Origin of the sequence: Roseburia sp. AM59-24XD, assembly GCF_003478445.1 — a bacterium.
Lineage (GTDB): Bacteria > Bacillota > Clostridia > Lachnospirales > Lachnospiraceae > Jutongia.
Window position 1 is genome coordinate 55934 of the sequence record NZ_QUET01000019.1, and the last position, 26066, is coordinate 81999.

Consider the following 26066-nt stretch of genomic DNA (forward strand, 5'->3'; position numbering starts at 1 on the left):
GTATCTGCCATACCGGTGTCTTTTAATTAGTAAAGGCTGGTTGGATTTTCTAACTTCGGATCATAACCCTTGTCCCGTAATGCGGACACAATCTGTTCCTTATGCTCATGACCAAATGCCTCCAGCGTAATCTTAAGTTCAACAGCGGCGTTACGGTTGATGCTGACAAACTGGTTGTGCTCCAGACGGATGACATTACCCTTAAGCTGTGCGATCACATTTGCGACATTCACAAGCTCGCCCGGACGATCCGGAAGCTGTACGGATACGGTAAATACACGTCCTCTCTCGATCAGACCATGCTGTACTACGGAGGACATCGTAATGATATCCATGTTGCCGCCGCTTAAGATCGATACGACTCTCTTGTCCTTGCAATTTAAATGCTTGAGCGCTGCTACAGACAGAAGCCCGGAATTTTCTACAACCATTTTATGATTCTCAACAACATCGAGAAAGTTGACAATGAGCTCCTCATCCTCCACTGTGATGATATCATCCAGATTCTTCTGGATATAAGGGAATACAACGTCTCCCGGTGTCTTTACGGCAGTACCGTCTGCGATTGTTACGGCGCTCGGCAGGGAAACAACCTTTCCTGCCTTTAAGGATGCCTTCATGCAGGCTGCGTTTGCCGGCTCCACACCGATCACCTTGATGTTTGGATTTAACATTTTGGCAAGCGTAGATACTCCGGCTGCCAGTCCGCCTCCTCCGATCGGTACCAGAATAATATCAACCGTTGGCAGTTCCTTGAAGATCTCCATTGCAATGGATCCCTGACCGGTTGCCACAGCCAGATCATTGAACGGATGCACAAATGTCATGTTGCGCTCCTCGGCGATCTCCAGTGCCTTCTGGTAAGACTCATCATAAACGCTTCCGTGAAGAACAACCTCTGCCCCATAGCTTCTGGTGCGGTTGACCTTAATCAGCGGCGTGGTCGTCGGCATAACGATCACAGCCTTTGTCCCAAACAGCTTGGCTGCGTTGGCAACACCCTGTGCATGGTTGCCTGCCGATGCAGTGATCAGTCCATGCGCCAGCTCCTCCTTTGTCAGTGTGCTCGCCTTATAATAAGCACCTCTTACCTTATATGCTCCTGTATTCTGCAGATTTTCCGGCTTTAAATATACCTTGTTGCCGGACATCTGTGAAAAATAATCACTGTAGATCAAATTGGTCGGAAGTGTGACTTCCTTTACCTTTTCTGCTGCCTTCTCAAAACTTTCCAATGTCATCATCTGATATCACCATGCCTTTCTTACTGTTCCTCTTCTCTTTTCTCAAAAAGCGCATCCACAAAGCTGTCTGCGTCAAACTTCTGCAGATCATCGATCTGCTCTCCGATACCGATATATTTAACCGGTATATTCATCTCGGACTGGATTGCGATCGCAATACCGCCTCTTGCAGTGCCGTCTAATTTCGTCAGAACGATTCCGGAAATGTCTGCAACCTCCGCAAACTGTTTCGCCTGTACCAGTGCATTCTGCCCGGTCGTACCATCCAGCACAATCAGTGTTTCTCTATATGCCTCCGGAAATTCTCTCTCAATGATCCGATTGATCTTGCGAAGCTCCTCCATCAGGTTCTTTTTATTGTGAAGACGTCCTGCCGTATCACAGATCAGCACATCCGCCTTTCTTGCTTTCGCTGCATTGACCGCATCAAAGACAACCGATGCCGGGTCGCCTCCCTCCTGACCTGCAATGATCTCAACACCTGCCCGGTTCGACCACTCGGTGAGCTGCTCGATCGCTGCGGCACGAAAGGTATCGGCTGCCGCCAGAATGACCTTTTTGCCCTTTGCCTTAAGCTGGCCTGCCAGCTTGCCGACAGAGGTTGTTTTTCCAACGCCGTTTACGCCGATCATCAGTACCACAGAGGTCTTATGCTCAAACTCATACGCCGTCTCATCCACCTTCATCTGCTGCTTGATCGTATCCATCAGAAGCTCTCTGCATACGGAAACCTCTTTGATCTTCTGTTCCTTTACCTTTTCCTTGAGATCCTCAATGATCCGGTCTGTCGTAACAACACCGATATCAGCCATGATCAGGATCTCCTCCAGCTCCTCATAGAAATCGTCATCAATCTCTGAAAAGCCACTGAAAAGGGAATCAAGCCCTGACACAAAATTATCTCTGGTCTTTGTCAGACCGCTTTTTAATCTGTCAAAAAATCCCATAATTACTCCATTTCCCGCCATTACCGCGATATATGTAATGATATTTGACACAGACGATATTCTGCCCCAAACGGATGCCGCAGATATCTCTGCTGCATCATATCGTTAATTGACAACATCCTTCTCATCCAGAAGATTTACGGATACAAGTGTAGAAACACCCTTTTCCTGCATGGTGATTCCATATAAGATATCTGCCGCATTCATCGTACCACGACGATGCGTGATCACGATGAACTGTGTATCCTTTGTCAGCTTATGTAAGTACTGTGCGTAGCGGTCTACGTTAGAATCATCTAACGCCGCCTCGATCTCGTCCAGCAGACAGAACGGTGACGGTTTCAGACTCTGGATCGCAAATAACAGTGCGATCGCCGTCAGTGCCTTCTCTCCACCGGAAAGCTGCATCATGTTCTGCAGTTTCTTTCCCGGAGGCTGCGCAACGATCTTGATGCCCGCCGTCAGGATATCCTCCTCTTCCAGAAGCTCCAGGGTACCACGGCCACCGCCGAACAGCTCCTTAAACACCTTATCGAAACGTTCTCTGATCTCCGCAAACTGTTCCGCAAACTGCTTGCGCATTGACTCATCCAATTCGTTGATGATACCCTCCAGAACGCCCGCCGCCTTGATCAGATCATCATGCTGTGTCTTAAGCTGTGTATAGCGCTCCAGCACATCCTGATACTGTTCGATGGCATTGACATTGACATCACCGAGTGCTTGATCTTTCCTTTCAGAGAACTAATCTCCTGCTTCATCTGCGGCATGCTAAGTTCCGTCTCTGTCCGAAGCTCCTCCGCCGCATGATAGGTCAGCTCATACTGCTCCCACATATAGGTGGTTCTTGAATTGATCCGCTCCTCCATCTTGTCTTTCTGGTTATTCAGACGGAAGCACTCCTTGTCCAGCTCATTGATCTTATCGGACAGACTTTCTCGTTTATCGATAAAATCCTTGTGCTGTCTGGAGAGCTTGTCCTTATTCTCGCTCTCCTGCCGGATCGTCTCCTCCAGAGCTTCGATCGACTTTTTCGTCTCCTCGATCTGCTTTCTGGCACTTTCAATCTCCTGCTGCTTTGTCTGCATAAGATTTTCCGCCTGACGGCTGTCTCCGGCAGTCGCCTCAAATTCCTCCTTCAGCCCCTTCATGGTCTGATCGATTCGCTCTATATTCTGAGCAACAAACTCATTGCTCTGGATCTCTGTGGAGATTTTTAAGGAGTATTCACTGTTCTTCTCGGTCAGCCTCTTTTCTTCCTCACGAAGCTGTTCCAGAGACTTATTTAACTCCTCCAGATGTGTCTCGTTTTCTTTGCTCTTGCTTTCCGTGTCACTGATGCTTGCCTTCAATGCATCAAGCTGACCGGTAAGCTCTGCCTTCTGGGTATCGATTCCCTGACTCTCCAGACGGATCTGATCCAGATCATCCTGATTCTTTAAGAAATCTCCCTTGGCTCTGTCGTAATTGATCTTCGCCGTATTCTGCTTCAGAATCAGTTCCTGACGGATCTTACGATTGTTCTCCATGGCATCCTGCAGCTCTTTGGCTTCCTGTCTGCCCTCTTCCTGTTCTTTCACAATACCGCGCATCCGGTCACGCTGTGCCTGAACCTCCTTCTCGAGATTCTCCATCTCACGATGACGTCCGAGAAGGTTATTGTTGTTCTTATAAGCACCACCGGACATGGAACCACCCGGATTTAAAAGCTCTCCCTCCTTGGTAACGATCCGCAGGGAATGCTTATACTTCTTAGCAAGCGCGATTGCATGATCGATGTGGTCTACAACAACAAATCTTCCGAGAAGATATTCCACAAGCCGGTCAAATCTCGCCTCCGCATGAACCAGCGAGGATCCAAAACCGACCACACCCGGCTCCTGCAGAATATTCTGTGCCTGATTGACTCCCCTTCCGGAAATATTCGTCAACGGAAGGAACGTGGCACGTCCATAGCGGTTCTTTTTCAGAAGGGCGATCATTGCTTTGGCGGTCTGCTCATTGTCCGTAACGATATTCTGGATACTTCCGCCAAGCGCTGTCTCAATGGCGATCTCGTAATCCTTCTCCACACGGATAATATCGGCAACAACACCGATAATGCCCGGGTTATGCTCCTTCTGCTCCATGACACGGCGTATACTCTGTCCAAAGCCTCGTACCGCTCTGTCATGTTTTTCAGAGAATTTAACCGCGAATTTGCCATATGGAACTTCTGCTGTGTATCGCGGTGCTCCTTCTCTAACTCCTGACTTCTCTCGGAAAGCTTCTTCATCGAATTGCGGATCTCAACCGTATTGGCATCCATGCCCTCAATCTTGTCCGAAATATCGGACAGAACAGCCTTCTGCTCCTCCATCGCTTCCTGCAGTCCTGCCGCCTCAGATTTATTCTCAAGAACACGCTTTGTCAGCTCTGCACGCTTGACATTGATCTGCTCCAGCATTGTCTCAAACTTCTGCTGGGTTGTCTTGATCTCCGTCGTCTGTGTCATTGCCTTCATAATCTCATCATTGCGGTCGGCAATTTCTCTCTCGGCTTCTGCGATCTGACTGCTTGTCTGCGCCAGAATCTCCTGCAGCTGCTCCTGCTCCCGGCGGATTCCGGCAAGCTTTTCATCAAATGCATCCTGCTTTTCCTGGTAGCCTGCCTTTTCTTCCTTCGCTTCATTTAAAGACTTCTGTAAGCTTTCCAGACGTTCCTTATAATGCTCCTCATTCTGTCCGGCACTGCGGATCTGCTCCTGCAGCACCTTGACATTTCCCTCCTGTTCGTTTAAGGATACACGGGATGTCGTGAGGTTTTCCCTGTTCTGTTCCAGGCTCTGATTCTGCTTCTCGAGAATCTCTTCCACCTGTGCATATTCGTTTTTCGTCTCTTCAAATTCTTTTCTTGCATTTTCCAGATCTGCCGATGCAATGTCCTGTTTTCTGGACACATCCTCCATCTCGGTATGGATCTGGTCATATTCCATCAGGAAAATATTCACATCGAGTCCACGCAGTTCATCACGGTAGATCAGGTATTCATGTGCCTTCTCGGACTGCTTTTCAAGAGGTCCGACCTGCTTTTCAAGCTCTGACAGAATATCCTCGATACGAACCATATTCTGCTGCTCCTCGGCCAGATTCTTCTCGGCAGCTGCTTTTCTTTTCTTGAACTTCACGATACCTGCCGCCTCATCAAACAGCTCACGGCGATCCTCCGGTTTACCGCTTAGGATCTTGTCGATCTGCCCCTGTCCGATGATCGAATATCCCTCTTTACCGATACCGGTATCAAACAACAGCTCCTGAATGTCACGAAGACGACAGGATGCCCCATTTAACAGATATTCACTTTCTCCGGAACGATACACACGTCTGGCGATCGTCACTTCCTCGTACGGCACATTCAGCTTGTGATCCTCATTGCTGATGGTGATCGCCACATACGCATAACCGAGCGGCTTACGAAGCTCTGTTCCCGCAAAGATGATATCCTCCATCTTCGCACCACGAAGCTGCTTGGCACTCTGCTCTCCAAGCACCCAGCGCACGGCATCGGCAACATTACTCTTACCACTGCCGTTTGGTCCGACAATCGCCGTAATTCCATTATGAAATTCAAAAATAAGTTTATTGGCAAATGATTTAAAACCATGCACTTCCAGACTTTTTAAATACATGTATGTTCTCCCTGCTTATTCTGACTGTCAGACTCTCTCTTCAAGATAAGGATTGCCTCATAGGCTGCGGACTGCTCTGCCTTCTTCTTAGTCTGACCGATTCCCGTGGAGATCTGTCTTCCATTGACAAATACCGCCGCCTGATATTCCTTGTGGTGATCCGGTCCACTCTCACCGATCAGACGGTATTCTAAAGTATTGCCCTCATGTCTCTGCACAATCTCCTGCAGAAATGTCTTACTGTCATAAAACAGCTTTTTATTGTCAATATCCTTAAGGATATGTGCTTCAATATAACGCTTGGCAGGCTCAAAGCCGCCATCCATATATACGGCACCGATCGTTGCCTCTAACGCATCCGAAAGCACGGAATCTCTCTGTCTTCCGCCGGTCAGCTCTTCTCCCTTGCCAAGGCGGAGGTAATCGCCCAGATGAATCTCTTTGGCACAAAGTGCCAGAGTCGGTTCACAGACATAGCTGGCTCTCGTCTTAGTCATCTCGCCCTCCGGCATGTCCGGATGATTGCGGAAAATAAACTCGCTCGATACCAGCTCCAGCACCGCATCCCCCAGAAACTCCAGCCGTTCATTGCACTGTGACTTCTTCATGTGCTTCTCGTTGGAGTATGAGCTATGCGTCAATGCTGTCGCAAGCAGTGTTTTGTCCTGAAAAATATAGCCAACTTCTTTCTCAAACTCTTCCATCATTTTTGCTTTCATTGCGCCAAACCCTTTCCTGTAATTCCTCTGCCTGTCTGTAAATATTCCCAGAGCTGTCCCACCGTATTCCAACGGACAGCCTCCTCTTCCTCAACGATCACTCCAAACACTGCCTCCACGCCCATCAGTATCTGATAAAGCATCAGTGAATCAGCACCGTAATCTCTCACAAAGGACTTCTCCCGCCGGATCTGCTCCGGCTCTACTTCTAATATCTCTGCCAGCAGCTTCTGCAGCTTTTCATATTCCATATGAACCCTCATTTCTGCAAAACTCTATCACAAGTCACTTAAGCCTATATTCCGGCAATCCGAATCGGAAACCATCGTCTAATCAAGCTTTAAATTCTCGCGGATACGGTCGTTGATGCCTTCCTCGCTGAAGGAAATGCACTGAAGGATCGCCGTCTTGATCTCGGCCTCGCCGGAGCTTCCGTGTGCTTTAACAACAAGACCTTTGAGTCCTAACAATGGTGCACCTCCATGCTCGGATGCATCGAAGGACTTTAATGTCTGCTTCAGTGCCGGCTTGATCAAAAGTGCACCGATCTTACTGCGAAGAGAACTCATCAGCCCCTTCTTGACCATATGAAGCAGTGCAGAACCAAGTCCCTCATACAGCTTCAGTATAACATTGCCGACAAATGCTTCACAGACGATAACGTCTGCACCACCCTTCGGAATGTCTCTCGCTTCAATGCTTCCGATAAAGTTAATGTCATCACATTCTTTTAATAAAGGATATGTCTCTTTAACCAGGGCATTCCCCTTTTCTTCCTCGGCACCGATGTTGACGATTGCCACACGCGGATTCTTGATCCCCACGATATTCTCCATATAGATGGATCCCATCTTTGCAAACTGCACCAGATGAGAGGCTCTTGCATCTACATTGGCACCACAGTCGATCAGAAGAGATACGCCGTCTGTCGTTGGGATAAGCGGAGCTAACGGTGCTCTCTCCACGCCGCGGATCCTGCCTACAACAAGCTGTCCTCCTACCAGAATCGCGCCGGTGCTTCCTGCCGATACAAACGCATCCGCCTCGCCCTTTTTGACGAGCTTCATACCGACAACGATCGAGGAATCCTTTTTCTTGCGGATCGCTTCTACCGGTGGCTCATCAAAACCGATCACGTCTTCTGCATTAACGATCTGAACTCTGCTTTCATCATAACTGTATTTGGCAAGCTCTGCTTGTACTTCCTCTGCACGGCCAACCAGGGTAATCTCAATTTTATTATTCTCTGCCAGCGCATCTACGGCACCATGTACCGGGGCTTCCGGAGCATTATCTCCTCCCATGGCATCCACTACGATCCTGATCTTTTCGTCCATTTCTTATCCAACCTTTCCTGCTTCTCCTGATCTTGCACAGTGCTTCTGTGTTGTCAGACGTCTCCTGTGCATAAGCATACAAAGTATATTATACCCGAATTTGTTTCATAGTGCAAGAAGTGAGCGAAAACAAGCCGAGCATTTTCCAATACCACAAAAACGGCGGTTTTTAAAGCCTGCCGCCTTAAAAACCGCCAAATAATCTAATCCTTTTTGTAAAAGAATGAGCGATACGCTGTAAATCCATAATCCTCCGCAGATATGATCTGCTCCGTGCTCCCCACGAAAAGCATGCCATCCTCATTAAGCGCCTGATTGAACTTGTGATAGATCGACTTCTTGGCATCCTCCGTGAAGTAAATCATCACATTACGGCAGACGATCATATCGCATCCGGAAGGATATGAGTCCTTGAGAAGATTGTGCTGTTTAAACTCTACACATTTCTTAATCTCATCATGAATCTGATAGCTCTCCCCCCCCACCTGTGTAAAATGCTTTTTGATAAATTCCTTTGGTAAACCTTTCAGACTCTTCTCATCATAGAGACCGATCTGTGCCTTCTCTAACACCTGCTTATCCAGGTCTGTCGCCAGAATGTGGATCCTGTTCAACGGAATAAACTTCGCCAACAGCATCACAAGCGTATATGGCTCATCCCCGGTAGAACACGCTGCACTCCAGATCCTGATATCGTTACCGAAACGTTCAAACAAATACGGAAGGATCTCATTCTCCAACACCTTCCACTGATCCGGATTGCGGTAAAACTCAGACACGTTGATCGTCAAATATGTCACAAACTCTTCCAGCAATGCCGGATCCTTCTTGAGTGCAGCAACATACTCATCATAGGTGGCAATCCCCGCCTTCACAATGAGCGCATCAATCCGGCGTTTCATCTGGCGTTCCTTATAGCAGCTTAAGTCAATCTTTGTCATTTGAAATATTTTCGATTTAAAAACTTCATAATCACCCATACAAATCCTGCTTTCCTTTCTCAGCTCATAAGCCATGAACCACGGTTTCTGTCACTTTTCCCCATAAAAGGATGTATCCCACCGTATTCTACCGCTTCTCCCCATAAGCAAAAATTCGCCAACCCATCGATGATGGATTGGCGAAAGGAATTATTCTTGCGAATTACTCAGCGTCTGTATCCACAGCAACTTCCTCTTCCTCAGAAGCGTTGTCATTCAACAGAGCCTTCATGCTCAGGCTGATCTTGTGATCCTCGTTATTGAAATCAACAACCTTAGCCTCGATCTCCTGTCCTACTGACAGTACATCAGATGGCTTATCCACATGCTCCTTAGAGATCTGAGAAACATGAAGAAGTGCGTCAACACCCGGCTCGAGCTCAACGAAGGCACCGAAATCTGCCATTCTTGCAACTCTACCCTTAACGATTGCACCTACGTTATATTTACCATCGGCATTTAACCATGGGTTCTGATCCTCGAACTTCAGGCTTAATGCGATCTTATCATCCTTAATATCCTTAATGAGAACCTTTGTTACATCGCCAACCTTGAATACCTTGCGAGGATTCTCAACACGTCCCCAGGACATCTCGGAAATATGAAGGAGTCCGTCTGCTCCACCAAGATCGATGAATGCACCGAAATCGGTCAGATTCTTTACAGTACCCTCTACAACATCTCCAACGTGGATTCTTGCGAAAAGCTCCTCTTTCAGCTTTGCCTTCTCAGCAACCAGAAGCTGCTTTCTGTCACCGATGATTCTTCTCTTCTTAGGATTGAACTCAGTTACAACAAATTCAATCTCCTGTCCGTTGTACTTGGAAAGATCCTTCTCATAAGAATCAGATACAAGACTTGCAGGGATGAAGATCTTTGTCTCATCAACAACTACACTTAAACCGCCGGATAATACAGCAGTTACTGTAGCCTTTAATACTTCTTTATTCTCAAATGCTTCACGGATACGCTCGTTACTCTTCTCCATAGCGAGACGCTTGTATGTCAGTAAAACCTGACCCTCTCCGTCGTTCACCTTAAGAACCTTTGCTTTCATAACATCATCAACCTTAACAACATCTCTCAAGTCGATTCCTGACTGATTGCTGTACTCATTACGTGTGATGATACCATCGGCTTTGTAGCCAATGTTAAGGACAATCTCATCTTCCTTTACATCGATAACTGTCCCTTCTACAATCTCTCCATTGTGGATTGTTACAAGTGATGCTTCTAACATCTGTTCAAAGTCATTGTTCATGTCTGACATTAGCTTGAACCTCCTTAATAATATTATTTGGGTTGATGCCCCGGCAGTAATACCCACGCTACGAAAAGATTGAAATAGTTCCAAATTCAGGTCGTCAAGTGTCTGTATAAAATATGTGTTCGGACACTCTTTGCTGCAGATTTCATACAGTTTCTGGGTGTTCGAGCTGTGTTTTCCACCTATCACCAACATCGCGTCGGATTGCCTTGCAATAGTACCTGCTTCAGTCTGACGCTCTTCGGTAGCGTTGCAAATTGTATTCATAACAAGTATATCATAACTCTTTTTTTCAAAAATATCAACCATATCTTTAAATTTCTTGTAATTAAAAGTCGTTTGTGATACAATACACAGCTTTTTTTGTGGATCAGGGCGAAAACTTTCCGCCTCATCGACCGTCTCGAGAACTGCCGCGCTGTCCTCGCACCATCCGTTGATGCCCTCCACTTCCGGGTGTGTCCTGCTGCCGATAATGACAATCCGGTATCCTTCCCGGTACTTTTCCTGCACAATGCGGTGTATCTTGCTGACGAATGGACAGGTCGCATCTACGATCTTAATATCATACTTCTCCAACTGCCGGATAACCTTTTCGGATACCCCGTGGGAACGGATGACCACCGTTCCTTCTTTTATATCGGCAAGTTCCTCGAGAGAATGAATCGCTCTGACTCCCTTGTCTGCCAGCTCCTGTACCACCTGCTCGTTATGAATGATCGGACCTAAGGTAAATACCTGCTCGCCCTTTTCGATCTCCTGATATACGGTATCAATGGCGCGTTTGACACCAAAGCAGAATCCCGCGCTTTTTGCCACTGTGACTTCCATCGTATTTCCTCCCCGGTTCTTTGCTTCAGACTGTCTTCTCCTGATAGATGCGGATGATCTCGTCAACCACTTGATCGATCGTCATGTCAGAGGAATCCACTAATACAGCGTCCTCTGCCTGACGAAGCGGTGCCACCTCACGGTTCATATCCTGCTCATCCCTCGCAATGATATCCCTCTCGATCTCCTTGATATCGCAGTCAACGCCGCGCTCTGTCTGCTCCTTATATCTTCTTCTTGCGCGCTCCGCTGCACTTGCCGTCAGATAGATCTTGACATCGGCATTCGGAAGGACACAGGTTCCGATATCCCTTCCGTCCATAATGACATTTTCCTTCTCTGCCAGTCCGCGCTGCAGACTCAGAAGCTTCTCACGGACAACCGGATACTTTGATGTGTCAGAAGTCATCATGCTGACCTGTTCGGTACGGATCAGACCATTGACATTCTCCCCGTTTAAGATCACCTGCTGCTCCCCATCCTGATAGGCGATAGAAACATCAATATCCGGGCAGGCCGCCGCAATCTTTTCCTCGTCCTGTGCCGCAATATCATGGCGGATAAAATAAAGTGCCATGGAACGGTACATTGCTCCGGTATCTACATAGATAAATGATAATTTTTCTGCCACTTTTCTGGCGATCGTGCTCTTGCCGGCACCAGCCGGTCCGTCGATTGCTATACTTTTCATGTTCATATCCTCACTCTTCTATAAATTACGGCAATCATGCCGTTTATTACTGTATTGAAATGCCTGCAAGGTATCCGGTTGACCAGGCAATCTGCAGATTATATCCTCCGGTCACCGCATCGAGGTCTAACACCTCTCCTGCAAAATAAAGCCCTCTGACCTTTTTGGATTCCATGGTTCCCGGATCTACATCCTTCACGGAAACGCCGCCTCTTGTAACAATCGCCTCCGAGAAGCCGCGCAGCCCGGAAATATGCATTTCCACATTCTTAAGAAGTGCCACCAGCTTTCTTCGCTCCTCCTTGGTCACTTCGTTGACCGGCTTATCCGGTGCAATTCCGGAAAGCTCTACGATGACCGGGATCATCTTGGAAGGAAGCAGCTTATTTAAGCTGTTCTTAAAATAGCTGTTCTTGTTGGCACCAAAGTCCCGTAAGATCCGTTCGTCCAACTGCTTTTCACTGAGTGCCGGCTTCAGATCCAGATGCACCGTAAGGTCATCCTCCGGTTTGGTATAATAACAGCTTGCGGTCAGTACAAGAGGACCACTGATGCCGAAATGCGTAAATATCATTTCTCCCAGCTCTTCATATAAAATCTTCCTTCCCTTTGTCAGCTTCAGGGAAACATTTTTCAGGGAGAGCCCCTGCATCTGCCGGCAGAAATCCTCTCTGATCTCAAACGGAACAAGCGACGGCATTACGTCCGTCACCTTATGACCAAGCTTTCCTGCAAAACGAAGTCCGTCTCCGGTCGAACCCGTCGACGCATAGGACACACCGCCCGTTGCCGTCACCACGGCATCTGCCACAAGCTCCTTCTTCCTTCCGGAGGCATCCTTTACCTCCACGCCACGACACTGTCCGTCCGTCACCAGAATATCTGTCACGGTTGTATTTAAACAGATCGTGACACCGCGCTTTTTCATTGCCCGCTCCAGCGTTCTTATCACATCGGAGGAATGATCCGACTGTGGAAATACTCTGTTTCCACGTTCTGTTTTGATCTTTAAGCCCTCTTCGGTAAGAAACTCCATCATCCGGCTGCTGTCAAAAGTATAAAAGGCACTGTACAGAAAACGTGGATTGCGCATCGTATGCTGCAGCAGGTTCTCCACATCGCTGTCGTTGGTGATATTACAGCGTCCCTTTCCGGTGATAAACACCTTTTTGCCAAGCTTTTCATTCTTCTCAAGTAACGTCACTTGATGCCCGGCGTCTGCCGCGGCGATGGCACACATCATTCCGGCTGCACCGCCACCGATAATCATTATCTCACTCATATTCTCATCCATTCCGCTCTTCAAGAGCCTCCAGTGCAAGCCGCAGTGCTTTCTGTGCTGCCTGCCGGCGTACTTCGTTTCTGTCTCCCTTAAAATGACAGTGCACGCTTTTGACCGCTCCACAGCAGTACACGCCGATATATACCGTTCCTGCCGGCGTTCCATCCTCTCCGTCATCCGGTCCCGCATAACCTGTCGTAGACAGTGCAAGCGCAGCACCGGAGCGGTCAGCTGCTCCCTTTGCCATCTCTTCGGCAACCGGTCCGCTGACAACCGTATATTTGCGGATCGTCTCTGCAGACACCCCGAGATTTTTGATCTTGACCTCATTAGAGTAGGTAACATAACCTTCCTCAAAGACCTCAGAGGCACCGGATACACCCACAAGCATGGAGGCGATCATACCGCCCGTGCAGGATTCTGCGGTACTGATATGAAATTGATGCTGTCTTAATTGTTCGATCAGTTGTCTTGTTGTTTCCATTACATATTACCATCCTGCATAACGTTCCAGTTCTTGACCATGTAGTCGATCAGAGAGATGACTGTAAGGATCACTGCCGCATAGATAAATACATTCTCCACAATATTGATCACACTACCCTCAAAATTGAAGATCAAAAGGATCGACATTAACATCTGCACAACCGTCTTGATCTTTCCCCAGTAGCTTGCCGCAATCACAACACCTGCGTCAGATGCTACAAGGCGGAAACCGCTGATGATAAATTCTCTCGACATGATCACAATAACAACCCATGCCGGCATCGGACCGGATGGAATTGCCACGAAACAGATCAGCGCGGAGCAGACCAAAAGCTTATCTGCCAGCGGATCCATAAATTTGCCGAAGTTGGAAACCAGATTGTACTTACGGGCAATCTTGCCGTCTAACATATCTGTCAGACTCGCCACGATAAAGATGGCTGCCGCAATATAATTATTGTACGGAATCCCCTCCGACAGCATGAAAAATACAAAAAACGGAATTAAAATCACACGAAACATCGTTATCTTATTTGGTAAGTTCATCTTCGTCTTCCTCCTCTATTACTTCTCCTATCAGATCATATCCCTGCGCCTGCACAATGCGTGCTCTCACATAATCGCCGGTCTCTAAATGCCAGCTTGTCGACAGGAACACAAAGCCGTCCACATCCGGTGCATCCATGTAGCTTCTGCCCACATAGATATCATCGTCCGGAAGATAGCCCTCGATCATCACATCCATCTCCTCGCCGATCCACGATTCATTGTTTTCAAAGGCGATCTCCTGCTGCATTGCCATAATAATATCTCTGCGTTCTTCCTTTATCTCCTCCGGAATCTGATCCTCCATCTCAGCCGCCGGCGTATCCTCCTCCTGCGAATAGGTAAATACACCGAGACGCTCAAAACGCATCTGCCGGACAAACTCCTTCATCTCCTCGAAATCTTCCTCGGTCTCTCCCGGAAAACCGGTGATCAGAGTGGTACGAAGCGCAATATCCGGAATCTCCGTGCGAAGCTACCTACCATCCGGGTAAGCTGTGCACGGTCTGTCCGGCGTCCCATTTTCTTAAGGATCGTATCAGCCCCGTGCTGGATCGGAATATCCAGATAATGACACACCTTCGGCAGACGCTTCATCGCATCGATCAATTCATCGGTGATCTCCTCCGGATAACAGTAAAGAATGCGGATCCAGCGAAGCTCCTCCACCTCGGAAAGCTTCTCCAAAAGCTCCGGAAGGCTTTTCCTGCCATACAGATCTGTTCCGTACAGCGTCGTCTCCTGTGCAACAAGGATCAGCTCCTTCACACCGTTCTCCGTCAGATGCTGCGCCTGTTTGATGAGATTGTCCATCGGAACGCTCCGGTAGTGACCGCGCACCTTCGGGATAATACAGTAGGTGCAGCATTTGTCGCAGCCCTCTGCAATCTTCAGATACGCATAGCTCCCGCCGGAGGTATTGTCTCTGTCCGTCAGCGGAGTCGGCAGATAGTCTATACTCCGGATGCTCTCCACAACGCCCTTTTCCTTGAGTGCATCGCGAAGTGTCGTTCCCATCTCCTCGTATCCCATCGTGCCGATGATCACATCCACCTCCGGGATCTCGGTCCGGATCTCCTCATGATACCGCTGTGCCAGACAGCCCGCTGCCACAAGAAGGCGGCATTTCCCATCCTCCTTGTACGATGCCATCTCAAGCAGAGTATTGATGCTCTCCTCCTTGGCATCACCAATGAAACAACAGGTGTTTACCACAATGATCTCTGCATCCTCTTCCCGGTCTGTGATCGTGAATCCATCCTTGCGCAGGGAGGTGATCATCATCTCACTGTCCACCAGATTCTTATCGCAGCCAAGAGACACAAAAAATATATTCATGTTACATTATTCTCCATTTCTCATGTATTCCTGCAATTACTCTACGGATGAAACGCAGTTGTTCATCAGCATTGCAATCGTCATCGGACCAACACCGCCCGGTACCGGTGTGATCGCACCTGCTACAGGCTCCACGGAATCAAAATCAACATCGCCGCAGAGCTTTCCGTCTTCCTTGCGGTGCATTCCGACATCGATGACGGTCGCGCCCTCCTTGACATAATCCGCCGTGATAAACTGACGTTTTCCGATCGCAACAACAAGAATGTCCGCTCTTCTTGTGACCTCCTTCAGATCCTTTGTATGGGAGTGGCATACGGTCACGGTTCCGTTTTCACGGATCAGGAGCATTGCCATCGGCTTTCCAACGATATTGCTTCGTCCGACAACAACACATTCCCTGCCATCGATCTCAACGCCGGAGCGCTTGAGAAGCTGAATAATACCCGCCGGTGTACAGGACACGAAGCCCTTCTGTCCAATGCTTAACAGACCAACGCTCTGCGGATGGAAGCCGTCCACATCCTTCTCCGGTGCGATCGTACGGATCACGGTATCTTCATCAATATGTGCCGGCAGCGGGAGCTGTACCAGAATCCCGTTGACATCCTTTCTGTCATTGAGCTCACGTACCAGTGCTAAAAGCTCCTCCTGCGTTGTCTCCCCCGGCAGCTCATAAGCCAGAGAACGGATGCCGATATAAGCACACGCCTTCTTCTTATTGCCAACATATACGGTAGATGCCGGGTCATTGCCCACCTGGATCACGGCGAGAGTCACCTCAATACCCTGCTCCTTTAACTGTGCTACCTTTTCCTTTAACTCATCCTTGATCTCTCCTGAGATCTTCTTGCCATCGATTAATTTTGCCATGTTTATCCTCTTTTCTATATATGTTCTATACGCGGAATATACTTCCGCCTACAAATTCTCTCATCAGAGAGTTCTTTGGAATCTCCTCTGTGCTGACACCGATAAAATAATCCAGGAACTTCAGAAGGCGTTTTGCCTCCACATATTCCGGCACATCCTTCGGAATGCCAAACAAAATGGATTCCGCATACGGCTTTAACACTGCAAGCTCGTAGATCAGTGCAGAATTAAACATCACATCTGCCTCCTCCTGGAACGGGAAAATATACTGATCCTCTCCGCGCCGTACAGAAGGCCACATGCTGATCGTATGCTTTGCGGATGCTCCTCTTGTCCGTGCATCGCGCACCATACGGCGGATCAGTCTGCCGTCCGTGGTAGAGATCCTGTTATGCTCATCAATATTTAACTGTGTCAGCGCACTGATGTAGATCTTAAACTTACTCTCCTTCGGAAGGGAATACGACATCTTCTCGTTAAGTCCGTGGATTCCCTCAATGACCAGAATGTCATCCGGACCTAACTGCCGGTAGTCTCCGTTGTATTCTCTCTTGCCAAGCAGGAAATTAAACTCCGGAAGCTCTACGCGTTTTCCCTCGAGCAGAGCCGTCATATCCTCATTAAACTGCTTTGTGTCGATCGCCTCAAGGCACTCAAAGTTATAATTGCCATCCTCATCAAGCGGCGTATCCTTGCGATCCTTAAAATAGTTATCCAATGCGATCGTATGCGGCTTTAAGCCATGCGTACGAAGCTGGATCGACAACCGGTGTGAAAATGAAGTCTTTCCGGAGGAAGACGGTCCTGCGATCATGACGAACTTCTTGCTGTCATCGACAGCGATCTGTTCTGCGATCTCAGCGATCTTCTTCTCCTGCAGCGCCTCCTGCACCAGGATCAGATCCGTGATCCCACCATGGGAGATCACATCATTTAACGCACCGACGGTGTCAACCTCCATCATGCGCCCCCACTCGCTCGCCTCCTGCAGCGTTGCAAAAAGCTTCGGACTCTCTCTGACCGGCGAAACCTCCTCCGGGTTCTTACGTCCCGGCAGACATATCAGAAAGCCCTTGTCATAGGACTTTAATCCGAAATACTTCAGGATACCCGTTGAAGCCGGCATATATCCATAGTAATAATCCTCAAAGCCATCCAGATTATAAATGTTGACCTTGGAAACACGGCGGTATTCAAACAGCTTCTTCTTATCGTGCATGCCGTACTGATCAAAAATATCTACGGCATCTGCAGTGCTGACGGATTTCTTTTGGAATACCAGATCCTTCTGTACGAGCTCATGCATAAAAGCCTCGACTTCTGAAAGCAGCTCATCGGTCACCACGATTCCCTCTGCCTCACAGTAAATATGATCACCAAGCGTATGCTTGACAAAAACATTTTCTAGTCCCCGGTTCCTTGCAATATGGTAAAAGCTGCGCAGCATAAGCAGCGTCACACCACGCACATACGTTTTATAGCCACTGTCACTCGCTGTTGTCAGGAACGTGATCTCCTCGTCCTTATGAACCTTTTTGTTCAGTTCTAACAGCTTCTCCCCCCGCTTCGCAAGGATAATATCATGCTCATAATTCTGCTGAAAATCCTTTGCGATCTGTAAATATGTAGTTCCCTTTTCGCAGGTTTTTACTTCCCCGTCTACAATTACCTTCACCATAAGTCACCCTTCCTTTCTGTTCCGGCAAAGTGTCCCGGTGCGCTGAACGCATTCCAGCTCCCGGTTCAGTTCTTCCCTCTGTGCCGCTGCCTGCCCGGATAACTGCTTTCCTTCCATACCCTTTAAGATCTTCCGGATCCGCTGCTCTTCTTTTTGCAGATAAGAAAGAAGGCACTCGTCCCCATGCTCCGGCAGATATTGTCCATACATATATTCCCGTTCATCGGAAAATTTCTGTCTGCCGGGCACTGCACGCAGGATCAGATAATATTTTCCCTGATCAAACACCATCTCCTCTCTTTGGATCATAAAACCATGCTCCAGAAGATAATGACGCGTCGTCGCCCACTCGGACTGTGGCGACAGCACCAGCTCCTTCGCCCGGGCAGTCACCTCCGGTGAATCCGAAAGGATCTTGCAGATCAGGGCTCCGCCCATCCCGCTGATAAGCAGTGTATCTGCCTCACCAGGTGTAAGCTTTGCGGTTCCGTCAGACAGTCTCGTCTCTATGTCCTCTTCCATGCCATATTCGCGGATATGCTCCTTTGCCCGTTCTAACGGTCCTTCATTAATATCCATAGCGATCACATGCTTTGCAAGCCCCTGTTCGATCAGATAAATTGACGTAAATCCATGGTCACAGCCAATGTCCGCAGCCACACCGCCACATTCCACCTGGTGTGCCACTGTCTGCAGCCGTTTTGACAGCTTGATCAATCGAGATAATCCTTCAGCTTGCGGCTGCGGCTCGGATGTCTGAGCTTCCGAAGTGCCTTTGCCTCGATCTGACGGATACGCTCTCTTGTTACCTCAAACTCGCGTCCTACTTCCTCAAGTGTACGGGAACGTCCATCCTCCAGACCAAAACGAAGCTTAAGTACCTTCTGTTCACGCTCTGTCAATGTGCCAAGCACTTCCTCAAGCTGCTCACGAAGAAGAGTAAATGCGGCTGCCTCTGCGGGTACTGGCACATTCTCATCCTGGATAAAGTCTCCAAGATGACTGTCCTCCTCCTCACCGATCGGTGTCTCTAACGATACCGGTTCAAGAGAGATCTTCTGGATCTCCCGGACACGGTCAACCGGCATATTCATATGTTCTGCGATCTCCTCCGGATACGGTTCTCTTCCAAGCTCCTGTAAAAGCTGTCTCTGTACGCGGACAAACTTGTTGATCGTCTCTACCATATGAACCGGAATACGAATGGTTCTCGCCTGATCTGCGATCGCGCGCGTGATCGCCTGGCGAATCCACCATGTCGCATAGGTACTAAACTTATAGCCCTTCTTATAATCAAACTTCTCCACTGCCTTGATCAGTCCGAGGTTACCCTCCTGGATCAGGTCAAGGAACAGCATTCCACGTCCTACATAACGTTTGGCGATACTTACTACCAGACGAAGGTTTGCCTCCGCAAGCTTCTTCTTGGCTTCGGCATCTCCCTCCTCCATGCGCTTTGCAAGCTCTACCTCTTCATCCGCTGACAGAAGCGGTACCTTTCCGATCTCCTTCAGATACATACGAACCGGATCCTCAATACTGACGCCGTCCGGCACGGACAGATCGATATTTTCAATATCCTCCTCATCACCTTCGCCGCCTGCTTCCATACCAAGAATAATGTCATCATCCACATCGTCCTTATCATCAGAGATCTGGAACACATCAATGCCGTTATTTTCAAGATACTCGATGATCTTTTCCATCTTCTCCTCGTCCAACTCCATATCACCGAAGAAGTTGTTGATCTCCTGATACTCCAATACGTTCTTTTTGGTGTGTGCCAGCTCTTTAAGTGCATTCAGCTTCTCGATGAATTTCACCTCATGGTTCTCGTCCTTTTTGTCCTCGCCAGCTCCCTTTGTCTTGGACTTTGACGTCTTTTTGACAGTTTTCTTTTCACCGTCTGCAGCCGCCTTCTTTGTCTTAGTCTCTGCCTTCTTGGTTGTTTTGGTGGTTGTTTTTGTTGTCTTTTTGGTCGTCTTTTTCCCGCTATCCACAGAAGTAGTACCTTCAGCAGCTTTTTCGACGGTAGATTTCTTCATGGTTTCCTCCTTGGTCTCTGCCGTTTTTGTTGCCTGCTTTTTCTCTGTTGCCATACGATACCTTCCTTTCTTACCTATAATTTTTCCAATTATTTATGAAATATGCAGATTTACTGCACCTTGCAGCATTTTCTTTTGTTGCACCAGTTTCTGCAGCTCGTTCAGATCCGTGATCTGACCCGCCTGCCGTTCTATGCTGTGTTCCTTGATCTTTAAGATCAGGTCCGTGATCGCCTTTTTCTTTTCATCGTTCTCGATCTTACTGCCAAAGCTTGTCTGGAACATGGACGCTACCTTGTTCTGATCCTCAACCTCTTCGAAATGACCGATGATCCTTGCCGGCTCCAGATCTCCCCGATCCAGCTGATCGTAAAGCTCCTTTGCCACAGTCCGGTAAAGCCCCTCCTCAAAATCCTCCGGTTTGACCCACTCGCGGATCTGCACAAAAAGCTTTGGCTCCTCGATCAGCCAGGACAACAGCAAACGATAGGAATAGCTGATCCCTTCTCTTGTTTCCTTTTTCTTTCCTTTACGGATCCGTTCCTGCTGCCGCTCCTCCATAACCTCCTGATAGCCCGAGGCATCTGATTGCCGTAACGCACCACAAGCTGTCTTAGATCCTCTGTCTTAATGTTGTACCTTGCCGCCACAGCTTCCAGATAGTTGTCTCTCTGGATCTTATCCTCGAAAACAAGAAGCTTCCTGGCTGTCTCATGGACGAATTTCGTCTTCTGCTCGGGATCGCTCATGGAATAATTCTTCTTGATGACCTCGATCTCGAAGAAAAAGCTGTTCTGTGCTTCCTCCATGCGCTTTTCAAATTCCTCCGCTCCAAGATTCTTAATAAACTCATCCGGATCCTTATAGGGTTCCATGTGGATCACCTTTCCGGTGATCCCCGCCCGGCGCAGCATCGGGATTGCACGCATCGCCGCCTTGATCCCGGCACCGTCACTGTCGTAGGTTAAAAGCACCTCATCGGTGTAGCGCCGGATCAGATTCGCCTGCTGCTCGGTAAATGCCGTTCCAAGAGATGCCACGGCATTGGTAAAGCCCGCCTGATGCAGCGCGATCACATCCATATAACCCTCGCAGAGGATCATATTGCTGCGCTTTCCGCGCTTGGCGTAATTAAGACCAAACAGATTGCGGCTCTTATCGAAGATCTTTGTCTCCGGAGAGTTAAGGTACTTCGGCTTGGCATCTCCCATCACACGACCGCCAAATCCGATGACACGGTTGTTCGCATCCATGATCGGGAACATGACTCTGTTCCAGAACTTGTCATACGCACCACGCTCGTCCATCTTAAATAACCCGGTCTCCTTGAGCACGCTGTCGCTGTAGCCTTCCTTTTTCATGTACTGGTACAGCTCTCCTCCGCCCTGCCCGGCATATCCGAGTCCAAAGTGAAGGATCGTCTCATCGCTCAAGCCTCTCCCTGTCAGATAATCATAGCCGGGCTTTCCTCTCGGCGACTTGAGTAATGCAAAATAATACCGTGCCGCCTTCTTATTGATCTCAAGCAGCGTCTGTCTGAGACTTTCCTGCTGCTTTTGCTGCGCTGTCATCTCCTGCTTCGGCAGTTCAATGCCGGCCTCCTGTGCCAGCATTTCCATTGCCTCCGGGAAGGTGAGATTCTCATATTCCATCACAAAGGTCAGTACATTGCCCCCCACGCCGCAGCCAAAGCACTTGTACATCTGCCTTGCCGGATTCACATGGAAGGACGGCGTCTTCTCATTATGAAACGGACACAATCCCGTATATCCGCTGCCTGCCCGCTTCAGCCGGACGTACCTGCCGATCACGCTGACAATATCACTGCGCGACCGTACCTCTTCGATCTGTTCCTCGGAATACCACGGCATTGTCTCACCTCTTTCTAAATCAAAATAACTAATACAGCGCAAACCACTATATTAGTTATTCGACAAAGATTTTATTTTTCCTTTTTTTTATTTTAACGATGTTCTGTTCCGACCAGACTCCATGCCTTCGGGATCATCAGATCCTTGTACAGATTAACCATATAACGGTCACTCATACAGGCAATAAAATCGCAGACCGCGCGCTCCGGCGTCTCTCCGAGAAGGATCAGTGCCGAAAACTCACTTGGAAGCTCCTCCGTATGATGTATGTAATAATCATAAAGCTGCTCGATCAGCGTTTCTACCTTTTTCTCTTCGCTTTTGGCAGCGGGGTTGGTATAGACATTCTCATACATATAACTGCGCAGGGAAAACATTGCTTTCTCCACCTCCGGCGACATACAGATATCATCCTTTCCTTCGCTGTTGCGGACAATATCGTGAACCAGTGTGTTGAGACGGTGATTCGTGCTGTGACCCAGCACATCCGTCAGCCAGTATGGAATCTCCTCTTCCTTAATGATCCCGGCGCGGATCGAATCGTCAATATCGGAATTGATATAGGCGATCTTATCCGAGAGACGCACGATCTTACCCTCCAGTGTTGCCGGCGTCAGGCTGGTCTGATGATTCAGGATACCGTCCCGCACTTCCCAGGTCAGATTCAGTCCCATACCGTCCTTCTCGAGACGTTCCACCACACGCACGCTCTGCTCATTGTGCCGGAAGCCTCCCATATCCTTCGTGATCCGGTTCAATGCTCTCTCCCCCGCGTGACCAAACGGCGTATGACCCAGATCATGTCCGAGTGCGATCGCCTCCGTAAGATCCTCATTGAGCTGCAGCGCTCTGGCGATGGTTCTTGCATTCTGCGCAACCTCCAGCGTATGCGTCATACGCGTCCGGTAGTGGTCGCCCTCCGGTGCCAGGAAAACCTGCGTTTTCTGCTTTAAGCGCCGGAATGCCTTACTGTGAAGGATGCGATCCCTGTCTCTCTGATAATCCGTGCGGATATCACACTGCTCTTCCAGCCGGTCTCTTCCGCGGGTCTCATCTGCAAAACCGGCATGCGCACTTAATATCTCATGCTCCCTTTGTTCCTGTCTCTGTCGAAGATTTCTTTCCTGCTCCATACAAACACCTTTCTTTCACAGACCGCCGGAACGATGCAGATGCGCCCACCGTCCCTCATGACGGTTTACTACTGTTCACACTGCTTTCCATAATAATAAAATCCCTTACTCTCGCAGAGACGGACCGGAACGATTGTTCCGATCAGGGATGCATCTCCCGGAAAATGTACCAGATAATTTCTCGCCGTTCTTCCTGTCACATATCCGGTCTCCTGCTTATTGACATCCTCTACAAGAACATCCTCCACCACACCTGCTCCCGCCTGCGTCTTCTCGGCTGAGATCTCCTGCACTCTCTTAAGGAGCCGGTCAAAGCGTTCCTTTACAACCTCCTCCGGCACCTGATCCTCCATCGCTGCCGCCGGTGTACCGGTACGTTTACTGTATATAAAGGTAAAGGCGCTGTCATACTGCACTTTCTCTACAACATCCATAGTATCTTCAAAATCCTGCTCGGTCTCCCCCGGAAATCCTACAATAATATCGGTTGTCAGCGCAATATCCGGCATTGCCTTTTTGATCTTAGCCGCCAACTCCAGATAGCTCTCCTTCGTATAATGACGGTTCATGATCTTTAACAGTCTGCTGCTTCCGGACTGCAGCGGCAGATGAAGCTGTCTGCAGACCTTTTGAGAATGTGCCATCACATCGATCAGCTCATCCGACAGATCCTTCGGATGGGAAGTCATAAAACGGATCCTCTGAAGTCCCTCGATCTCATCCACCTGCTTTAGAAGCTGCGCAAATGTCACCGGATGCTCCAGATTCTTCCCGTAGGAATTCACATTCTGACCAAGCAGCATGATCTCTACCACGCCATCCGCCACAAGCTCCCTGATCTCACGGATGATCTCCTCCGGCTCACGGCTCCGCTCCCTTCCGCGTACATACGGAACAATACAATAGCTGCAGAAGTTATTGCAGCCAAACATAATATTTACACCACTCTTAAAGGAATACTTTCTCTCGATCGGAAGCTCCTCCACGATCGCATCCGTGTCCTTCCAGACATCGACGATCATACGCTTTTTGGCAGAAGTATCAAACACACGCATCGCCAAAAGCTCCGCGAACTTGAAAATATTATGGGTTCCAAAGATGATATCTACGTTGCGGTAGCTTGTTTTGATCTTATCCACGACCGTCTGCTCCTGCATCATGCAGCCGCAGAGCATCGTCAGCATCTCCGGGTTCTTTTTCTTGTAACGCTTGAGCTGTCCCAAGTGACCGTACACCTTGAGATTTGCATTCTCACGCACGGTACAGGTATTGTAAAGCACAAGATCTGCTTCCTCCTGATCTGTCTCCTCGTAGCCGATCATCTGCAGAATGCCAAGAATCTTCTCGGAATCTCTCGCATTCATCTGGCAGCCGAAGGTTGTCACACACGCAGTCAACGGTCTGCCAAGCTCACGCTTCTTATCCTCCATCCAAAGCTGCAGCTTACGGATGAAATAATACTGGCGCTCCGGCTCTTTCTCCGGCGGTGCCATGGTCATGTCCATCGACTCAACGATTTTTGTCATTTCTATTCTGTCCACAGGTTCTGTACTCCTTTTCTCAATTCCTTATCAGCCCGAAGGGTATATATAATTTATGATAGCATACGCCCCGCAAATAGTCAAAAGTACACACTTCAGCCCTCCGGATGACAAAGTCCGCATGGAGAGTATCCCGCCTTATGTGCCGCCGCGATGCTCTTAAAATACACACGGTTCTTCTCATAAGGAAGACCGCTGCAGCTCGGCAGATGGAACTTTTTGGAATTGATGTTTCCAATATATTTCTGTCCCTTGGCAAGCGCCGGCGCACTTCCCTGCGCTGTGGTTCCTCCCGAGGTATTCTTACTGCCTGAGATCTGGCTTTTCGAGCCGTCGGCTGCGATCAGACTGCTGCTTCCGTACTCTCTGTAGGACCAGAGTCTGCTCGGACTTTTGTTCCATTTGATACTGCTTCCGTTGCTTGTCGCATGATCGTCCCCTGCTGATCGGTACGGAATATCTTTGTGCCGATCGCTTTAAAACGACTCATGGCACCCTGCGCCGGATGACCGTATTTATTGTCCGCGCCACAGCTTATCACGGTATACTTCGGTTTCATCGCCTGTAAGAACTTCTCTGACGATGCGTTGGCACTGCCATGGTGTCCTGCCATATAGACATCACAGGACAGGCTCTGTTTACCGGCAAGCATCTCATACTCGCTCTCCGTCTCCGCATCGCCCGTAATCACAAAGCGGTTTCTTCCGTTGACCAGCTTTAAGGCAACCGAATAATCATTCTCATTCGTATAGCTGCTGCGGTTCGGCGCAAGGATCGTAAACTTCGCCTTGCCAAGAGAATACTTTGCCCCCACCTTCGGGCGTGTCGTTGCAATCTTCTTCTGTGCAATAATGTTGCAGTAGGACTGATATACTCTGGAATCCGTCGTATAATCCGGTGCGATCACTCGTTTTACCGGAAATACATTGAGTGCACCCACGACTCCATTGAGATGGTCGGCATCATAATGACTCACCACCACATAATCTAACTTCTTGACCTTCTGGCGTTTCAGATAGCTGACCACCTTGGAAGAGGCATCCCTGTCTCCACCGTCGACCAGCATAAAATGCGAGCCCGACTGCACAAGCACGGCGCTTCCCTGTCCCACGTCAATATAATGCACCTTCATCGTGGACTTTCCTGCTGCGAAAGCCTTCTGAATGCTGCCGGTATCCTCCTGTACCGTCTGTTGCTTTTCAACCGGCAAAGCCCCGCCGTTATTATCGCTGTTAAAACCATTTACGCCTCCGATCAGCATCGCTGCCATAAGAAGGCCGATTATAAATTTTTTCATTCCTTTTGTACGCAAAAAACCACTCTCCTTTATTCAGATCTATCATACATTTTTAGTGTATCACAGATTCCAAACCATGAAAAGAGTGGTTCTTTACACTGTTTATTTCATTAATTTTGAGAAGGCTTAATGACTCAAACTGATATGTAATGACTTTTGTCAAGAGTAAATTCGAAAAAAATCAAAAAAAAATTAATTATTCTGTTTTCTGAAGGCACCCAGAAAGAGCTTCGGAGTATCAGTTCCCGGCATTGGCCACTCTGATATACGTGGATTGGTTACCTACAGGTCAA

General features: G+C 48.6%; 20 protein-coding genes and 3 pseudogenes. All 23 read right to left on the reverse strand.

The features are described 5' to 3' along the window. Window positions 1-26: 26 nt before the first annotated feature. The 23 genes and pseudogenes from ilvA to DXA20_RS10470 all read right to left on the reverse strand — a co-directional run bounded on the left by ilvA (window position 27) and on the right by DXA20_RS10470 (window position 25773). Window positions 27-1244, reverse strand: a complete 1218-nt coding sequence (ilvA, locus tag DXA20_RS10365) for a threonine ammonia-lyase (protein ID WP_118560608.1) — start codon at window positions 1242-1244, stop codon at window positions 27-29. Between the two features lie 20 nt (window positions 1245-1264). Next, window positions 1265-2191, reverse strand: a complete 927-nt coding sequence (ftsY, locus tag DXA20_RS10370; protein WP_118560627.1) for a signal recognition particle-docking protein FtsY — start codon at window positions 2189-2191, stop codon at window positions 1265-1267. A gap of 105 nt (window positions 2192-2296) precedes the next feature. After that, a pseudogene (smc, locus tag DXA20_RS18685) lies at window positions 2297-4263 on the reverse strand (chromosome segregation protein SMC). Next, window positions 4170-5858 carry an AAA family ATPase gene (locus tag DXA20_RS18690; RefSeq protein WP_330420773.1) on the reverse strand — a complete coding sequence of 563 codons (1689 nt, stop codon included), beginning with the start codon at window positions 5856-5858 and terminating at the stop codon, window positions 4170-4172. Before DXA20_RS18690 ends, smc begins: the two are co-directional and overlap by 94 nt. Continuing rightward, on the reverse strand, window positions 5849-6577 hold the full coding sequence (rnc, locus tag DXA20_RS10380) for a ribonuclease III (protein ID WP_118560610.1): 729 nt from the start codon (window positions 6575-6577) through the stop codon (window positions 5849-5851). The genes DXA20_RS18690 and rnc overlap by 10 nt, the downstream gene beginning before the upstream one ends. Further along, entirely contained in the window at window positions 6574-6828 is a 255-nt protein-coding gene (locus DXA20_RS10385; protein ID WP_022306260.1) for an acyl carrier protein, read from the reverse strand. Before DXA20_RS10385 ends, rnc begins: the two co-directional genes overlap by 4 nt. Before the next feature lie 78 nt (window positions 6829-6906). Beyond that, the gene (gene plsX, locus DXA20_RS10390; protein WP_022306261.1) at window positions 6907-7914 is read right to left on the reverse strand and encodes a phosphate acyltransferase PlsX; all 1008 of its coding nucleotides are present in this window, start codon (window positions 7912-7914) and stop codon (window positions 6907-6909) included. Window positions 7915-8117: 203 nt separating this feature from the next. Beyond that, window positions 8118-8894: a CheR family methyltransferase gene (locus tag DXA20_RS10395; protein ID WP_118560629.1), complete on the reverse strand. Its 777-nt coding sequence runs from the start codon at window positions 8892-8894 to the stop codon at window positions 8118-8120. A 163-nt stretch (window positions 8895-9057) separates the two neighbouring features. Then, window positions 9058-10992, reverse strand: coding sequence for a bifunctional 4-hydroxy-3-methylbut-2-enyl diphosphate reductase/30S ribosomal protein S1 (locus DXA20_RS10400; RefSeq protein ID WP_118560612.1), 1935 nt, complete (start codon window positions 10990-10992; stop codon window positions 9058-9060). Window positions 10993-11017: 25 nt separating this feature from the next. Continuing rightward, entirely contained in the window at window positions 11018-11683 is a 666-nt protein-coding gene (gene cmk / locus DXA20_RS10405; protein ID WP_118560614.1) for a (d)CMP kinase, read from the reverse strand. 46 nt (window positions 11684-11729) lie between these two features. Continuing rightward, window positions 11730-12965 (reverse strand): NAD(P)/FAD-dependent oxidoreductase, encoded by a 1236-nt coding sequence (locus DXA20_RS10410; RefSeq protein WP_118560631.1) that lies wholly within the window; start codon window positions 12963-12965, stop codon window positions 11730-11732. Between the two features lie 4 nt (window positions 12966-12969). Beyond that, window positions 12970-13449 (reverse strand): CinA family protein, encoded by a 480-nt coding sequence (locus tag DXA20_RS10415; protein ID WP_118560616.1) that lies wholly within the window; start codon window positions 13447-13449, stop codon window positions 12970-12972. Next, window positions 13449-13997, reverse strand: a complete 549-nt coding sequence (gene pgsA, locus DXA20_RS10420) for a CDP-diacylglycerol--glycerol-3-phosphate 3-phosphatidyltransferase (RefSeq protein WP_022306268.1) — start codon at window positions 13995-13997, stop codon at window positions 13449-13451. The genes DXA20_RS10415 and pgsA overlap by 1 nt, the downstream gene beginning before the upstream one ends. After that, window positions 13981-15335 (reverse strand): annotated as a pseudogene (gene rimO, locus DXA20_RS10425) (30S ribosomal protein S12 methylthiotransferase RimO). The gene pgsA and the pseudogene rimO overlap by 17 nt, the downstream one beginning before the upstream one ends. A gap of 36 nt (window positions 15336-15371) precedes the next feature. Then, window positions 15372-16208, reverse strand: coding sequence for a bifunctional methylenetetrahydrofolate dehydrogenase/methenyltetrahydrofolate cyclohydrolase FolD (gene folD, locus DXA20_RS10430; protein ID WP_022306270.1), 837 nt, complete (start codon window positions 16206-16208; stop codon window positions 15372-15374). 25 nt (window positions 16209-16233) lie between these two features. Then, complete coding sequence (locus DXA20_RS10435) at window positions 16234-17886, reverse strand: nucleoside kinase (protein WP_022306271.1); 1653 nt, start codon at window positions 17884-17886, stop codon at window positions 16234-16236. A 3-nt stretch (window positions 17887-17889) separates the two neighbouring features. Further along, window positions 17890-18603: a tRNA (adenine(22)-N(1))-methyltransferase gene (locus tag DXA20_RS10440; RefSeq protein WP_022306272.1), complete on the reverse strand. Its 714-nt coding sequence runs from the start codon at window positions 18601-18603 to the stop codon at window positions 17890-17892. Beyond that, window positions 18600-19985: an RNA polymerase sigma factor RpoD gene (gene rpoD, locus DXA20_RS10445; RefSeq protein ID WP_022306273.1), complete on the reverse strand. Its 1386-nt coding sequence runs from the start codon at window positions 19983-19985 to the stop codon at window positions 18600-18602. Before rpoD ends, DXA20_RS10440 begins: the two co-directional genes overlap by 4 nt. A 39-nt stretch (window positions 19986-20024) precedes the next feature. Beyond that, a pseudogene (gene dnaG, locus DXA20_RS10450) lies at window positions 20025-21802 on the reverse strand (DNA primase). 92 nt (window positions 21803-21894) lie between these two features. After that, the gene (locus DXA20_RS10455; RefSeq protein WP_118560618.1) at window positions 21895-22935 is read right to left on the reverse strand and encodes a deoxyguanosinetriphosphate triphosphohydrolase; all 1041 of its coding nucleotides are present in this window, start codon (window positions 22933-22935) and stop codon (window positions 21895-21897) included. A 68-nt stretch (window positions 22936-23003) separates the two neighbouring features. Next, entirely contained in the window at window positions 23004-24461 is a 1458-nt protein-coding gene (gene miaB, locus DXA20_RS10460; protein ID WP_118560620.1) for a tRNA (N6-isopentenyl adenosine(37)-C2)-methylthiotransferase MiaB, read from the reverse strand. A gap of 110 nt (window positions 24462-24571) precedes the next feature. Next, a complete protein-coding gene (locus DXA20_RS18695) occupies window positions 24572-24934 on the reverse strand; it encodes an Ada metal-binding domain-containing protein (RefSeq protein WP_118560635.1) in 363 nt (120 codons plus the stop codon). Next, a complete protein-coding gene (locus DXA20_RS10470; RefSeq protein ID WP_118560622.1) occupies window positions 24820-25773 on the reverse strand; it encodes a ComEC/Rec2 family competence protein in 954 nt (317 codons plus the stop codon). Before DXA20_RS10470 ends, DXA20_RS18695 begins: the two co-directional genes overlap by 115 nt. Window positions 25774-26066 lie beyond the last annotated feature (293 nt).